The sequence below is a fragment of the Lawsonella clevelandensis genome (assembly GCF_003241315.1).
Taxonomy (GTDB): domain Bacteria; phylum Actinomycetota; class Actinomycetes; order Mycobacteriales; family Mycobacteriaceae; genus Lawsonella; species Lawsonella clevelandensis_A.
Genome location: NZ_QFOZ01000001.1, coordinates 117650 through 133839, shown reverse-complemented (window position 1 = coordinate 133839; position 16190 = coordinate 117650). Strand labels below are relative to the sequence as shown.

At 53.6% G+C, this 16190-nt stretch carries 12 protein-coding genes; 6 read left to right on the top strand and 6 right to left on the bottom strand.

Features of this window, described 5'->3' with window-relative positions:
• Window positions 1-139 precede the first annotated feature (139 nt).
• Entirely contained in the window at window positions 140-1477 is a 1338-nt protein-coding gene (locus DI579_RS00595) for an amino acid permease (RefSeq protein WP_366664340.1), read from the top strand.
• Here DI579_RS00595 and dapC read toward each other — a convergent pair.
• The 5 genes from dapC to typA form a co-directional block, all read right to left on the bottom strand.
• A complete protein-coding gene (gene dapC, locus DI579_RS00590; RefSeq protein ID WP_290595513.1) occupies window positions 1474-2595 on the bottom strand; it encodes a succinyldiaminopimelate transaminase in 1122 nt (373 codons plus the stop codon). The genes DI579_RS00595 and dapC overlap by 4 nt on opposite strands.
• A 6-nt stretch (window positions 2596-2601) precedes the next feature.
• Window positions 2602-2928, bottom strand: a complete 327-nt coding sequence (gene fdxA, locus DI579_RS00585; protein WP_290595514.1) for a ferredoxin — start codon at window positions 2926-2928, stop codon at window positions 2602-2604.
• A 97-nt stretch (window positions 2929-3025) separates the two neighbouring features.
• The gene (locus DI579_RS00580) at window positions 3026-4114 is read right to left on the bottom strand and encodes a PIG-L family deacetylase (RefSeq protein WP_290595515.1); all 1089 of its coding nucleotides are present in this window, start codon (window positions 4112-4114) and stop codon (window positions 3026-3028) included.
• The gene (locus DI579_RS00575; RefSeq protein ID WP_290595516.1) at window positions 4111-6126 is read right to left on the bottom strand and encodes an ABC transporter substrate-binding protein; all 2016 of its coding nucleotides are present in this window, start codon (window positions 6124-6126) and stop codon (window positions 4111-4113) included. The genes DI579_RS00580 and DI579_RS00575 overlap by 4 nt, the downstream gene beginning before the upstream one ends.
• Window positions 6127-6141: 15 nt before the next feature.
• On the bottom strand, window positions 6142-8049 hold the full coding sequence (gene typA / locus DI579_RS00570; RefSeq protein WP_290595517.1) for a translational GTPase TypA: 1908 nt from the start codon (window positions 8047-8049) through the stop codon (window positions 6142-6144).
• Between the two features lie 283 nt (window positions 8050-8332).
• On the opposite strand from typA, the gene putP reads away from it, so the two are divergent.
• The 3 genes from putP (at window position 8333) to DI579_RS00555 (ending at window position 13316) form a co-directional block, all read left to right on the top strand.
• On the top strand, window positions 8333-9820 hold the full coding sequence (gene putP, locus DI579_RS00565) for a sodium/proline symporter PutP (RefSeq protein ID WP_303678536.1): 1488 nt from the start codon (window positions 8333-8335) through the stop codon (window positions 9818-9820).
• Between the two features lie 112 nt (window positions 9821-9932).
• Window positions 9933-11375 carry an aspartate ammonia-lyase gene (locus tag DI579_RS00560; protein WP_290595519.1) on the top strand — a complete coding sequence of 481 codons (1443 nt, stop codon included), beginning with the start codon at window positions 9933-9935 and terminating at the stop codon, window positions 11373-11375.
• A 261-nt stretch (window positions 11376-11636) separates the two neighbouring features.
• A complete protein-coding gene (locus DI579_RS00555) occupies window positions 11637-13316 on the top strand; it encodes a fumarate hydratase (protein ID WP_290595520.1) in 1680 nt (559 codons plus the stop codon).
• Window positions 13317-13444: 128 nt separating this feature from the next.
• On the opposite strand, the gene DI579_RS00550 is transcribed toward DI579_RS00555, so the two are convergent.
• Window positions 13445-13879, bottom strand: coding sequence for an Hsp20/alpha crystallin family protein (locus DI579_RS00550; protein WP_290595521.1), 435 nt, complete (start codon window positions 13877-13879; stop codon window positions 13445-13447).
• Window positions 13880-14055: 176 nt separating this feature from the next.
• Between DI579_RS00550 and DI579_RS00545 the strand changes: the two genes are divergently transcribed.
• The gene (locus DI579_RS00545; protein WP_290595522.1) at window positions 14056-14841 is read left to right on the top strand and encodes an NAD-dependent deacylase; all 786 of its coding nucleotides are present in this window, start codon (window positions 14056-14058) and stop codon (window positions 14839-14841) included.
• Between the two features lie 210 nt (window positions 14842-15051).
• Window positions 15052-16095 carry a zinc-binding dehydrogenase gene (locus DI579_RS00540; protein WP_290595523.1) on the top strand — a complete coding sequence of 348 codons (1044 nt, stop codon included), beginning with the start codon at window positions 15052-15054 and terminating at the stop codon, window positions 16093-16095.
• Window positions 16096-16190 lie beyond the last annotated feature (95 nt).

Here is a 16190-nt window from a genome sequence, read left to right as displayed (position 1 = left end):
TTCTAAAGAAGGTCGTATGGCTAAGTCCACACCGACAACTCCTCATAATTCCAACGCATCCAATAATCTGTCTGAAAGCGTATCTTCCTCTGACGAGAAGCCAGCCTTACGAAAAGGTTTACAAGTCCGTCACCTCACCATGATGGGGCTGGGATCCGCTATTGGTGCAGGTCTTTTCCTAGGAACTGGACAAGGTATTCACGCTGCAGGACCAGCTATCCTTATCTCCTATATTGTTGCTGGAATTATTGCTGTTCTCATCATGCAGATGCTTGGCGAGCTCAGCGCTGCCCGCCCCTCCAGTGGTTCTTTCTCCACCTATGTAGAGATGGCCTACGGGCGCACTGGTGGATTCGTGACGGGGTGGCTCTACTGGTTTATGCTCATTATGGTCTTGGGCGCAGAGATGACAGGCGCCGCCGGTATTATGGGCCAATGGTTCCATTGCCCCTCATGGATTCCTGCACTGGTCTGCATGATCTTCTTTACCATTATTAATCTTGCCCAAGTTGGCGGTTTCGGAGAGTTCGAGTTCTGGTTTGCCGCCATCAAAGTTACCGTCATCGTGCTCTTTCTTATTGTTGGCATCCTTCTTATTTTCGGTATTCTGCCCGGTACTGAACCAGTGGGATTCACCAATTTTCTTGGCCACGGTGGCTTTATGCCCAAGGGTTGGAGTGGCGTGGCGGCCGGTCTTTTATCCGTCGCTTTTGCTTTTGGTGGTATCGAGATTGTCACTATTGCAGCAGCCGAATGTGATAATCCCAGCCTCTCCATCGCAAAATCGGTTCGCTCGGTCATCTTCCGCATTGCCGTATTCTATTTAGGGTCTGTTGTCGTTATTACGTTCCTCCTTCCCTGGGATCAATTACAGGGAGCGAAAAACGCGTCTGAAAGCCCCTTCACGGCAGTACTAGAGAAAGCGCACATACCTGGCGTTGTCACGTTCATGGAAGTCATTATTGTGCTCTCCCTGCTGAGCGCATTTAATGCCCAGATTTATGCCACCTCCCGAATGATGTTCTCGCTGGCTAAACGTGGCCATGGACCTCAAGTACTTACTAAAATCTCCCGTACTGGAGTACCTCTTAACTCGCTACTGGTCAGCGTCTTTTTCGGGTTTGTCTCAGTTGCGCTGAACTACCTAAATCTTCCGGGACTGCTTGTCTTCCTCCTCAATTCAGCGGGGGCTGCCCTGCTGGTTGTCTGGGCTTCTATTGCTCTTTCCGAGCTTAAATTGCGTCCAGTTTTTGAAAAAGAAGGAGATCTACCAGTAAAAATGTGGGGCTACCCCTACCTAACGTGGGTTGCCCTCGTACTGATGGCAGGGCTTACTGTATTGATGTTTACGGACGAAACAACCCGTAACCAACTCTTTGCCACCATCATTATTGTCATTGTTCTGGTGATTCTAGGTTCTATCAATCGTGCATGGCGCAAACAACATCCAGTGGAGAACACTCTCTCGCAGGATTAAGGCTGTAAACGTTCGCAGGCTGCGTCAATACGCTCATCGGTGGCAGTTAGCGCAATGCGCACATGCTCTGCCCCACGTGGACCATAGAATTCACCTGGAGCGACAAGAATACCCCGCTCGGCAAACCAGTGCGTGAGTTCTCTGCAGGGTGTACCGTTTGTTGTCCACAGATAAAGCCCAGCCGCAGAATCATCAACCCGCATTCCCGCAGATTCCACCGCTGCTTTGAGCTTTTGGCGACGTTGCCGATAACGATCGTATTGTTCATGAACATGACGATCGTCACGCAAGGCAGCTGCACTAGCGGACTGTATGACAGTTGGCACCATAAAACCAGCATGTTTTCGGACTGTTAAAAGTTCTTGGATAAGAGAAGGATCTCCCTCGACAAAACCAGACCGATAGCTCGCCATATTAGACGTCTTAGAAAGAGAATGAATAGCGAGTATGTTACTAGTATCTCCATCGCAGACTGCAGGATCTAGGATAGAAGGAGCTTTTCCTTCCCAGCACAGACCAAGGTAGCACTCGTCTGCAGCAATGATGACGCCACGCTCCCGCGCCCACGCCACAACCTTCCGTAAATGCTCAACAGGTAGTACCTTGCCTGTAGGATTAGAGGGACTATTGAGATACATTAATGCTGGAGTACAGGGCCCCACCTGGGCTGTTCCATCTGCACGGACAACAGTACATCCTGCTAACAGTGCACCTACTTCATACGTGGGGTACGCAATCTCTGGGATAACGACAGTATCGTGTTCTCCCAGCCCCAGCAGAGTGGGCAACCAGGCAATGAATTCTTTCGTCCCTATAACCGGCAGAATTTGTGTGGCTGGATCGAGCGGAATAATGCCGTATCGGCGGGTAAGAGCATCTGCACAGGCCTCACGCACATCGTGGGTACCAATAGTTTGCGGATAGCCGGGGACGTCGGCTGCTTCCTCTAAAGCGTTCTGGATAAAGGGATCAACTTTATCAACAGGGGTGCCTACAGAAAGATCGACAATGCCGTCGGGGTGGCTAGCCGCTAGGCTACGCACCTCCGCCAAAGTATCCCAAGGAAAAGCAGGAAGTCCTGCAGCGACGGGGGTACGTTTACGGGGTGCGATAGACATAAAAACTTATTCGCTTTCGTTTTGTGGGGGTAGCGAGCTCACAAAGTCAGTGTCGTATCCAGTGCGTCCAACACTGGCGGCTCCACCCGGGGATCCCAGCTCATCAAAAAAGTCGGCGTTGGTCTTTGTATATTCAGACCACTCATCCGGAACATCATCTTCATAGAAGATGGCTTCCACAGGGCAGGCGGGCTCGCAGGCGCCACAATCGACACATTCATCGGGGTGAATGTAGAGCATGCGGTCGCCTTCGTAGATACAGTCCACCGGGCACTCTTCCACGCATGCGCGATCAAGATAATCAACACAGGGCTGCGCGATGACGTATGCCACGATGTCATCCTTTCCGACTTACCACGCTAGGACTAGCGTGTGAGGGACGGCGCAGAATATAACGCCGTAATCATCACAAGACTGCTTAAGAGCAGAGTTACTCACTCAGTTTAGTATGTGCCAGCGCCGCCGCAATATCAGCGGAGTTCACAGCGCTAGCGGAATGCGGGTGACGAACAAGCCGATACTCCTCCGTCCGCAAAAGCGGCTGTGCGATATTATTCGACATAGCAAACGAGACTGGCCCAGAGGTCGGCGCATATACTGTGACTTGCGTAGCATGCGCCCGCAATGCAGCAATTTTAGCGGCGTAGGCAGCATCGTCGAGGGCAATAGTGTGGGTCGCTTCATTGTCTGCAGTGTTGAAGATGTCGTGTGCCGCCGGCATAGACCACTGTGATGGAATAGCCCCGGCTATAGTGTTGAGTCCTGCTTCTACGCGGCTCATCGACTGCATCATCCAGTACACCAATGGCACATCCCAGGCGGGTGCGAGAGGTTCTTTTTCAAGAGGCTCTTCCGCATGGTAAAGATGCGTACCCCCATATCCGCATCGATGTTCAGCCTGCCATAGTGGATCGGCATAAAGACCAGCTTCATGCAGTTGCTCAATGCTTCTATCCCCTGTGTAAGCAGCTTTATCAACTGCTAAAAGACCACAGTGATGGGCGCGAATATGGTCAGGATGCCCATAGGTTCCACCGTCGTCATAAACCAACACCACGTGGGGCCGCATCCACCGAATCCAGCACGCTATAAGATCTGCTACGTGATCAGGATCGGCGCGGAGAAAAGCACGTGGATGGTCATTTGCTGGAGTGTTCAGCATACCGGAGTCGCGGAAATGTCCCGCGCCGCCCAAAAAATGTGGACACCCTGCATGCAAAGCCTGCAGTGCCTGGGTAAGTTCGTGAATACGGTAACCACCTAGTTGGTCCGCTCCCCCTCCTGCGGCGACAAGCTGCGCGTAGGTTTCCCCAATTACTTCGCCTTCTTCGCCGAGCGTGCAAGTTAGCACGGCTGTTTGTGCCCCTGCTGCCTGGTAGGCCGCTAGTGTTCCGCCGGTGTAGAGAGTTTCATCGTCAGGGTGTGCATGGAGTGCTAAAACGCGAAGTTTTTCACCGTCAACATATCCGGTAAGAGAAGCTGGCCGAGAAGCAGACAGAGAATCTGATACTGCCGTCATTGGACTATCCCCTCCTGCTCTTTAATAGCGACAGTCCACTGGGAAACATTGTAAAAATAGCCCAATGAAGGGGTGGAGAGAATCTCATGGACGGGGTTAGAGATACGGGAACTGTATGCCTCGAGGAGAGTTTCCTGCCAAATGGGTAGTACTAATCCCAATTCCCCTAATCGTTGCTCTATCTTTTGAAGGAAAGGAAGCGCTACCACAATTTGCTGTTGTGGTGATAGCGGATCTGTAGCGGTTCGCATTTCTTTAATGAGAGAGTTCAGAATGGGATCACAGATACCGGTGGTATTGACACCGCGGCTTCCTCTCTGAACATTTTTGCTACGCGCTTGGTCTGCTTGTTGGCCATTTTCTTTGCTTGGCAGTTTACTGTATTTTTCTCGCAATACCTGCAGCGATTGTCCCGTGCTGGGATCTACTCCTCGATGTTGTTGCGCATTGGAAATGCTGTCAGAAATTTCTTTTTGCTGGGACTCATTCCCCACTGCGGAAGACGCAAGCGTATCTAACTGCGCTGATTGGATACGGGCTGGATCTGGGCGGACGGCATCCCCCACAGTGCAGTGGAAACGGCTGGCGACACTAGCGATAACTGATTGGTCGGTACTGTGCCAATCCACTACCAGATCAACTTTTCCGCGTGGTAGCCAAAAACCGTAGAGATCTGTCGCCGTTGTATCTTGCACAATTGTGGGGAATCCTTGTTGGCTCAGTTGATCAGCGATAGCTGTTGCTGCAGCTATCGCCTCTACGTCTCCTCGTACAGTTCCGATAATGAGAGCTCGGTTATGGCCGTGGCGAGTAACAATACGGCGCCCTTGCTGCGCCCATCCTGCATTGTGGAGAATCGCGGCCCCTTTACTCTTGGTAGATGCCATGCTGGGGGTAAGAGAGTAAAGCGCACTGCGTTGCGGAGGCACGGTAACGAGTTGCGGTAATGCTACTGCGGGGACGCGTCCGCCGGTAACTGTATCTAGCCGGTTGGATGCTAGTTGTGCCACTAGCGGCACATTAATAAGGCTAAAGAGTGCTCGGGACACTGCTGGCTGCCCTCCCACTAGTGAGGAGGCGGCATTGATAGAAAGAGAGAGTTGTCGGGGACGCCACGCATACGCTGTGCTTATTCCCGGAATAGCGTTAAGACGAGTTGGCGCTAGTGAATCGCCTTGAATATACCCTGCCTGAACACTTTCCGAGCGTAACCCTTCAGCGATTTGGTCAGAGGCGCTTTGACGTTGAATGCGGATGGAATCTGCGGCCATAGGTGCCCCGGTAACGAATTTGTCGTTTGGCATCAGTGTAATTTGCCCGCGGTCTATGTCGACGCTGCGAACTGTCGCCACACCAGCCGAGTACGGCATATCGTGATCCAACTGGGACAGACCAGGAATATCGTTCAGGAATTGAGACGGTAGAAGGTGCTGGAACAACGTCCGCCACTGCGCATAGGGATGTTTGAAGGTAACAACTACTGTCTTCCCGTCATTTTTCCCCTTTATAGAGGTAATAAGGTCATAGCCTGCAGTAGTGTCAATCTCCGGAGCTTTCATCATGACGTGCCACAGGTAGCTGAAATCGCGTGCTTCGACGGGGACGGGAGGACTACCTCCCCACTGTGCACCTGGCTGAATTCGATATGTCACCTGGAAAGGCGACTGGCTTGTTACCTCCGCTGAACGCATCAGCGATTTATTCATCGTCCACTGTGTGGAATCTACTAATGCGGTTTGGCTTGTATCACCCGCTGTGGCGGCGGGCACAAAAACACTGGGTAGGGTGAGGCTTGCCAGGATATCGGTAGTGAGTGTTCTATCTCCCGCAAAGTGCGGATTGAACCCTGCTTCTAGCTGGTCAGTAACAATTCCAACAACATTGTCCCCGTCCGTTTTTACGCTAGGAGCAGGTTGTCCAATTTGTGCGTTAGGAGCTTTTGCCGTACATCCCGCCACAAGGACAAGAGCACTACAGAGTAATGCGATGTGGGTGGTGGGATGCCGACGCACTATTCCTCCTGAATGCTACATATGCTTCATATGCCCGCGAGCGCGGCCGCGTTCAGCAGCTGAGAGTACTACTTTACGCACACGGATAGCGTTAGGAGCCACTTCGACACATTCGTCGTTGGCGCAGAACTCCATTGCTTCTTCCAAGCTAAGCGTACGTGCTTTAGCGAGTGTTTCTGTCTGATCGGCAGTGGAAGAACGCATATTTGTCAACTTCTTTTCTTTGGTGATGTTGACATCCATGTCTTCCGGACGAGGATTCTCGCCCACAACAACGCCTTCGTAGACTTCATCACCGGGGGTAACGAAGAAATCGCCACGGTCTGCGAGCTGGAGCAATGCGTAGGCGGTTACTTGTCCAGCCCGGTCCGCAACGAGGGAACCAGAGTGACGGGCGCGAATGTCACCGGCCCAGGGGGCGTAACCGGCAGATACAGAGTTGGCAATACCAGTACCGCGGGTTTCCGTAAGGAAGGCGGTACGGAAGCCAATAAGTCCACGAGAGGGAACGGTGAATTCCATACGTACCCAGCCGGTGCCATGGTTGCTCATCTTATCCATCTGGCCTCTTCGCGTTGCCATGAGCTGAGTAATGGCGCCTAGGTGCTCTTCGGGAACGTCAATAGTGGTGTTCTCGTAGGGCTCGTAGACTTTGCCGTTAATCTTCTTGGTCACAACGTTTGGCTTGCCGACGGTCAGCTCGAAGCCTTCGCGACGCATGGTTTCTACCAGCACGGAGAGGGCCATTTCGCCACGTCCGTGGACTTCCCACTCGTCGGGGCGGTCGGTGGGTAGTACGCGTAGGGAGACGTTACCAATAAGTTCACGGTCGAGACGGTCTTTCACCATGCGTGCAGTTAACTTAGTACCGCCATTTCGTCCGGCCATAGGCGAGGTGTTAACGCCGAGGGTCATGGAGATTGCGGGCTCATCGACGGTGATGCTGGGGAGGGCCTCAGGGTGTTCCGGGTCAGCCAGGGTATCGCCGATCATAACGTCGGGAATACCAGCGATAGCAACGATATCTCCGGCGACGGCTTCGGTGGCGGGCTGACGCTCTACACCGATAGTCTTCAGCAGTTCTGTAATCTTAACGACCTTTGTGACCTGCTCACCTTCGGGGGTGGTGTGAATCCAGGCGACTTGCTGTCCTTTACGCAGGGTGCCGTTGTAAATACGAACTAGTCCAATACGGCCGAGGAAGCTGGAGGCGTCCAGGTTGGTGACGTGTGCTTGAAGCGGGGCGTCCGGGTCACCGGTGGGTTCGGGGATGATCTTGGTAATGAGGTCAAAGAGGCATTCGAGGTTGTCGGAGTTAGGCAGTTGGCCGTTTTCCGGCATTTCTAGAGAGGCAACGCCGGCGCGGCCAGAAGCATAAACGGTGGGGGTATCCAGCAGTGCTTCGGCGGCAGCAATGGCTTTTTCATCGGAGAGGTCTGCGGCCAAGTCAAGCAGCAGGTCTTGGCACTCGGCAACAACTTCGGGAATGCGGGCGTCGGGGCGATCTGTCTTATTGACAACAATAATGACGGGAAGGCAGGCTTCGAGGGCTTTGCGGAGAACGAAGCGGGTTTGTGGGAGTGGTCCTTCGGAGGCGTCAACAAGGAGGATAACGCCGTCAACCATGCTGAGACCGCGTTCTACTTCGCCGCCGAAGTCGGCGTGCCCGGGGGTGTCAATAATGTTGAGGATGAGGTCTCCCCCATCTTTTGCTTGTCCGGGACGATGCACAGCTGTGTTTTTGGCGAGAATGGTAATGCCCTTTTCTCGCTCTAGATCGCCGGAGTCCATAACTCGTTCAGCAACTTCCTGGTGTTCAGAGAAGACACCGGACTGTTCCAGCATTGCATCAACTAGGGTGGTTTTACCGTGGTCAACGTGGGCGATGATGGCTACATTGCGGAATTCGTGCTTCTGAGGCAAGAGAGCTCCTAGCAAGGATCGACAGATTCAGCCGCAGTACTTATGGGCTGTGGAGTGAGCTGTAAACACAAGACCGACGCTGTGCGCGGCAGCTCCAACGGCAACTTTACACGTCACAGTTTGAAAACTGTTAGTTGGAGGCTTATTGCCCACTTCTCACCGAAAATTGTGTAAAAAACTTTTATTTTCTAGTTTGCCGGTAAAGTTAGCCACTAAGTCACTTATCCGCTACACGCTATGAAAGACCCTCATAGCCTCGATCCCATTAACAAGGACTCCATCAGTGTCGTCAACTAGCTGGACTATTCTCGCCCTCGTCGTCTACTTTGTGGCGATGATCGGTATTGGTCTCTATGCCTTCCGCAAGACCACGAGCCACGAAGGATACATGCTGGCTGACCGACAACTTCACCCCTTCACAGCAGCTTTATCGGCGGGTGCGTCGGACATGTCGGGATGGCTTCTGATGGGTTTGCCCGGCGCCATCTACATTTCAGGTCTCTGTGAAGCCTGGATTGCGGTGGGTTTGACGGTGGGTGCGTGGCTGAACTGGAAGATTGTGGCTCCGCGTTTGCGGTCGTATTCCGTTGTGACGCAGGACTCTATTACTATTCCGACGTTCTTAGAAAATCGTCTCCATGATTCGTCCCATGTCTTGCGTATTTGTTCGGGGCTTGTCATCCTGTTTTTCTTTACCTTCTATGTGTCCTCCGGCATGGTGGCGGGGGGAACGTTTTTCCAGGCCACGTTTGGTACCTCCTATTTGACGGGCATGCTCATTGTTTCCGGTGTAGTGGTGCTGTATACGTTTGTGGGCGGCTTTTTAGCTGTTTCATACACCGATGTTGTGCAGGGTCTTCTCATGATGACGGCGCTGATCGCTATTCCCATTACGGCGGTAGTGTCCTTGGGTGGTTTTTCTGAGACAACGGACATTATTCGCACGTCGTTCCCGGATCATTTTTCTATGGTGCATGGTGTGGCGCCGTTGACTATTGTGTCTGCGCTGGGGTGGGGTTTGGGGTATGTGGGGCAACCGCACATCATTGTGCGTTTTATGGCCCTGCGGTCTCCTCGTGAAGCTGCTTATGGTAGGCGTGTCGGCACGACGTGGATGGCGGTATCCATTCTGGGGGCTATTGCTACCGGTTTGGTGGGGTGTGCTTATCTCCATGTTGATGGGCATGAGTTGACAGAGTCTCAGCAAACTGCGGAAACAGTGTTTTTGGTGATGGGCCAGAAACTCTTTCACCCATTCTTAGCGGGTGTGGTGTTGGCGGCGGTGTTGGCTGCCATTATGTCGACTATTTCTTCGCAGTTATTGGTGACGTCTTCTGTACTGGTGGAGGATCTTTACCGCGGGATTTTCAAGAAGAAGGTGTCGCAGCGCAGGTTGGTGTTGTTGTCTCGCTTCGCGGTGTTGGCGGTGGCGATTGTTGCGGCACTGTTGGCGATTCCCCGCTCTAACACCATTTTGGAGTTGGTGGCGTTTGCGTGGGCGGGCTTCGGTGCCGCATTTGGCCCCATTATTGTGCTGTCGTTGTGGTGGAAGCGTCTTACTAAGGAAGGCGCTATTGCCGGTTTGCTGACGGGTGCTGTAGTGGTAGCTGTGTGGGGATTCACTCCGGTATTGTCGTCGCTTATCTATGAGATGATTCCGGGGTTCTGTGCAAATATGCTTGTCGCAGTTATCGTGAGCTATCTCACCAAGCCGCCATCTGAGCAGGTCGTGGCTGAATTTGAGAAAGCGGTTAAAGATTCCCGCGAGTAGAAATCGTTTCCCCCTCTCCATTAATTATTAGGCAAGCCTATACTTACAGTTATGGGAGGAATCCTAAGAAGGTACCCCTCCCGTTACTGTCCGTTACCTAATGGAGATGAGAATGTCTGCTGACAACCAGGAATACCGCATTGAGCACGACACCATGGGCGACGTAAAAGTCCCCAAAAACGCCCTCTACGCCGCACAAACCCAACGAGCCGTAGAAAACTTCCCTATCAGTGGTAACACCATCACTCCGCACCACATTGCCGCCCTTGGACACATTAAGCGCGCCGCCGCACTCGCCAACCTCGAACTAGGTGTTATCGACGAAGCCACCAGTAAAGCCATCGTCACCGCCGCAGACGAGGTTATCGCCGGCAAACACAACGACGAATTCCCCATCGACATCTTCCAAACGGGCTCTGGCACCTCCTCTAATATGAACACCAATGAGGTCATTGCCACCCTGGCCACACGCTACAAGAAGGAAGCTTGGGAAGCCGCCGGTAAACCCGCCGACGAGTTCACCCCCGTCCACCCCAACGACCACGTGAATGCCTCCCAGTCCTCCAATGATGTTTTCCCCTCCTCCATCCACATTGCCGCAGTGGAAGCCATCACCACAGTTCTAAAGCCAGGCCTAGAAACCCTCGCCACCGCCTTGGAAAAGAAGGCAAAAGAGTTCACATCTGTTGTGAAATCCGGTCGTACCCATTTGATGGACGCCACGCCCATTACGCTTGGGCAGGAATTCTCCGGACACGCCCAGCAGATTCGCAATGGTCTGGACCGTATCGACTCCTCCTTTGGCCGCCTCTGCGAACTCCCCCTCGGCGGCACTGCCGTTGGCACCGGCATTAATACTCCGGCTGGTTTCTCACAGCGCGTTATCGAGCTCATTTCCGAGAACACCGGTCTCCCAGTTGTGGAAGCCCCCAACCATTTTGAGGCACAGGCTGCACAGGATTCTCTCGTCGAGATGTCCGGTATGCTGCGCACCATCGCCGTCAGCGAAGTCAAGATCGCTAATGACCTGCGCTGGATGGGATCTGGCCCGCGCACAGGCATCGGCGAGATCTCCCTTCCCGACCTGCAGCCCGGCTCCTCCATCATGCCCGGCAAAGTTAACCCGGTTCTCCCCGAAGCCACCGTCCAGGTAGCCGCTCAGGTTATCGGCAACGATGCCGCCATCGCCTTCGCAGGTGCACAGGGTAACTTTGATCTTCTGGTTATGCTGCCGGTAATGGCCGCTAACCTCCTGACCTCCATCACCATTCTCGGCAACGTATCTCGCGTACTAGCTGAGCGGTGCATTGATGGTCTTGTCGCCAATGAAGAACGCTGCCTGCAGCTAGCCGAATCCAGCCCCTCCATCGTCACCCCACTTAACCGCGTTATCGGCTACGAAGCATCCGCCAAGATCGCCAAATATGCCATCAAGAAGAACCTCACCATTCGCGAGGCCACTATTGAACTTGGCTACGTTGAACGCGGCGAAATTACCGAGGAGAAGCTAGCAGAAGCCCTCAATGTGGCTGCCATGACACACCCGCAGAAGTAGCCAACTTCTCCCGTTAACTATTTTCCCTTCTGCATACTCCCCCGTAGGAACTGAAACAGTAACTGAAACAGTGTCATACACAGACAGTTTCTCCTGCGGGGGAGCATGTAATTTTTAACACACTGCATCTTTTTATTGCACTAAATAAGCAGCTCAGCAAAGTTTTTAACAAAATAGCGTAGGCTATCCTTGGCAGACGTCATCGAAAAAGAAACCTAGGGTGAGAGTTGAGTATTTACCCTCTCTGCCCAAGGAATGATGATGCCGGAATTCTTCTACGAAGACATGCTGCCCCTGCAATCCGACCCCACTGAATACCGCCTCCTTACCAAAGAAGGCGTGGAAACAGTGGAAGGACCGGACGGCACTACTTTCCTCAAGGTGAGCGACGAAGCCCTCACCTTGCTATCGGAAACCGCAATGCACGACATTGCCCACTACCTGCGTCCCACCCACCTCGCAAAACTCCGCAAGATTTACGACGATCCGGAAGCTAGCGACAACGACAAATTCGTCGCCTACAACCTTCTACAGAACGCCGTCATCGCCGCGGAGGGAACCCTCCCCATGTGCCAGGACACTGGCACCGCCATTATCAAGGGCGAACGCGGCCAGTACGTCCTTACCGAAGGTACCGACGAGCGTGCTCTCTCTCGCGGCGTCTACAACGCCTACACCCAGGACAACCTGCGCTACTCCCAAAACGCACCACTGTCCATGTACGAGGAAAAGAACACCGGCTGCAACCTCCCCGCGCAGATCGAACTCTATGCTGACACCAAGCCGGAATCTGACCGCGACTACCACTTCCTCTTCATGGCTAAAGGCGGCGGCTCCGCTAACAAGAGCTACCTCTTCCAAGAGACCAAAGCCATCCTTAACCACGAATCCATGATGCACTTCCTGGAAGGCAAGATCCGCAGCCTCGGCACCGCCGCCTGCCCGCCCTACCACCTTGGCATCGTTATCGGTGGTACCTCCGCTGAATACGCTCTCAAGACCGCAAAGTACGCCAGCGCCCGCTACCTCGACACTCTTCCCACCCACGGAAGCGAAACCGCCCACGGTTTCCGAGACCTGGAAATGGAAGAAAAAGTCCTCGACATGACCCGCCACATGGACATCGGTGCCCAGTTCGGCGGCAAGTACTTCTGCCACGACGTCCGCGTCATTCGTCTCCCCCGCCACGGCGCATCCCTGCCCGTCGCCATCGCCGTCTCCTGCTCCGCAGACCGCCAGGCCAAGGCCAAGATCACACCCGAGGGTATTTTCTTGGAGAAGTTGGAAACCAACCCCGGCCAGTATCTGCCGGAACTCACCGATGCAGACATTGATCACAAGGGTGGCGACGACACCGCCGTCAAGATTGATCTTTCCAAGCCGATGGATGAGATCCTTGCAACCCTCTCCAAGTACCCCATCAAGACCCGCGTCTCCATGACCGGAACCATGATCGTTGCCCGCGACATTGCCCACGCCAAGATCCGTGAACGCATTGAAGCCGGCGAACCCATGCCCGAGTACATGAAGAACCACCCGGTCTACTACGCCGGCCCCGCCAAGACCCCCGAGGGTATGGCTTCTGGCTCCTTCGGCCCCACCACCGCTGGACGTATGGACCCCTACGTTGATCCCTTCCAGGAAAAGGGTGGCTCCATGATCATGGTGGCCAAGGGCAACCGCTCCAAGCAGGTCACCGATGCTTGCAAGAAGCACGGCGGCTTCTACCTGGGCTCCATTGGTGGCCCCGCAGCTGTTCTCGCCAAGAACTGCATTAAGAAGGTAGAGGTACTGGAGTACCCCGAACTCGGTATGGAAGCAGTATGGAAGATTGAGGTAGAAGACTTCCCCGCCTTCATCGTCGTTGACGACAAGGGCAATGACTTCTTCGCCCACACCCAGGAATGCACACTGACCATCGGCAAGCGTCCCGGACTGTAAACACTCCCCGCTAGTAATTACTAGCGACTGCACTCCTTAAAAAATTAAGGGGAGGGGCTGTACATTCGTTATCATGTACAGCCCCTCCCCGCATTTATGCACGCAAACACGGCGTGGGAATATTGATCCTACTTGTTAACTTCTTTCTGGTCTGCTGCATCGTTGCTAATAACGTGGTTGACGGAGATCTTCCGCGGCTTAGCTTCTTCTGCCACAGGCAGAGTGAGCTTCAAAACGCCATCAACATAGGTAGCCTCAATACGGTCGGTAGCAAGTCCGCGGCCGAGTGTTAGTTGGCGGGCGAATGTACCATTGCGACGTTCCCGGGTGAGCCATTCAATATCGTCCCCGGAAACAGAGGCGCGTGCCGCGCGAACCGTGAGAGTGCGATCGTCAATATCAATGTCGATAGAGGCGGGATCAACACCTGGCATATCGATTTCTGCAATGAAGACGTCGCCCTTCTTGTAAAGGTCCATGGAGAGGCTGGAGTCCTGGGCGGTAGCGACACCGTTGAAGAGACGCTCGAATTCGTGGAAAGGATCGAAAGTAGCAGTAGCCATAATGGCGACCTCCTTAAAGTCTTATTTGTCTATGTAGTATTTGTGCTATTTACTTCATTACCAGACTTGAGTGCTATGCAATCAACTCTTACAGGAGCAACTATAACCCTTGATACAAATAGACTCAAGTATTATTTTCATTTTCCTCTAAAAATTTTTCATCTACTATAAGAACTATGCCTGACCAGGAAGTTCTCCTAAAAGAAGCACAACACCTCTGCGCCACAGCAGAAAAAATTGCAGTTCTTTCCGGCGCAGGAATCTCCGCAGAATCCGGAATACCCACCTACCGCACTTCCCAAACCGGACTATGGGAACAGTTCGATCCCCAAACATTGGCTACCCCCGAAGCATGGCGCCGCGACCACCAAATGGTGTGGGCATGGTACCTATGGCGCAACTCCCTTGTCCGAGACGTCCAACCCAACATCGCTCACCACACACTGGCTAAATGGCAGGAATATGCAGACGTTCGAATTTGCACCCAAAATGTGGACGATCTCCACGAGCGCGCCGGATCGACACAGGTAGAGCACGTCCACGGCACACTATTCCATTTCATCTGCTCAGAATGTCGCAAAGACTACCCCGACACAGTAGACATCCCCACCACGGAAGTATTCCGCGCTGAACCACCCGCCTGCCCTTACTGTGGTGCCCCTATCCGACCCGACATTGTGTGGTTCGGTGAAATGCTCCCCCAACGCCCCTGGGAACACAGTGTTATCGCCGCCGAACAATGCGACGTATACCTAGTAGTAGGAACCTCAGCGGTTGTACAACCTGCCGCCACACTCCCCCGCATTGCCGCTCACTCCGGTGCACCCGTCATCGAGATCAACCCGGCGCGCACCCCCGAATCCGGTCTCTGCGATATCAGTCTCCGCATGAGTGCCAGTGATGCGCTACCTCCCCTTCTCGCCGCACGACAGAATGCTGCTGGGGAGAAAACAACCACGTAAAGCAGACTAAAGTAATGGCTTATCATGCACTATTTGTGTATCTATGCGTTCTCTAAAAATCGTTAATAGCGATATTCGTGGAAAGTTGCCGTCTACTGGTGCACTTCGCGTAATTCTCATCATTATTTGAACCCGATATATGCACATATGTGATTAGCATCATATTTAGAGCACCGGAAAAGGAACCGGCGCATTCACAAGGGATCAATAATGACTGAAACAATGCTTGCTGAACGCTTTCATGCAGCGGATCGTTCGATCTCCCTTGAAGAGATCCCGATTCCACACCCCGGCCCCGGCGAAGTACTCATGAAAGTCGCCTACTGTGGTATCTGCCACTCCGACCTAAGCCTCATCAACGGTGCTATTCCCGCCTCGCTCCCTGTCGTTACCCAAGGACACGAAGCCTCCGGCACCATCGTTGAAGTAGGACCCGGTGTCACCAGGTGGAAGGAAGGCGACCGCGTTATCCCCTCAGCCGGCCGACCCTGCCTCAAATGCCGCAAATGCCAGCGTGGCGCTTTCACCGACTGCCTAGACCTACACCTCATGGCATTCGCCTACGACGGTGCCTGGGCGGAATACCATGTTGCCCAAGCGTCCGGGCTCACAAAAATCCCCGACAACGTCCCCATGGATCAAGCCGCCCTCCTCGCAGACGCCGTCTCTACCCCCTACGCCGCCGTAGTCCACACTGCCCAAGTACACATGGGTAACACTGTGGCAGTATGGGGCGTTGGTGGTGTTGGCGCTCACCTAGTCCAGCTATCCAAACTCGCCGGTGCCGTACCCGTCATTGCCGTCGACCTCAACGACGCTGTACTGGAACGCGCTAAGCGCCTCGGCGCCGACTACGCTTTCCGCAGTGATGACCCCGACCTCATGAAGAAAATCGAGGACATCACAGACGGCCGTATGGTAGACATTGCCTTCGATGCTGTCGGTATTCAACCCACCCTACGAGCCTGCGTTGAATCCCTCGATATAAACGGAAAAGCCGTCTCGATCGGCTTGTCCCCCCAAAATATCGACGCCGGCACATTCCTAGAGTTCAACCTGAAAAAGAAGCAACTCCTCGGCCACCTAGGGTACAAGCGGCAGGACATCGCCAGGCTCGCAGACATGCTGTCCTACGGGCGACTCGACCTTACCGAATCCATCTCTAAGATCATCCCCCTCACAGACATCAAACAAGGCATCGACGACCTAGAAAACCACCGCGGAAACCCCATCCGCATCCTCGTCAAACCCTAACCACCACACCACAACCAACAACTACACAAAAGTGGGTGCCGTCACGATAATTTCGTGGCGGCACCCACACTACTATGCCAACTTGTTATGCCAGC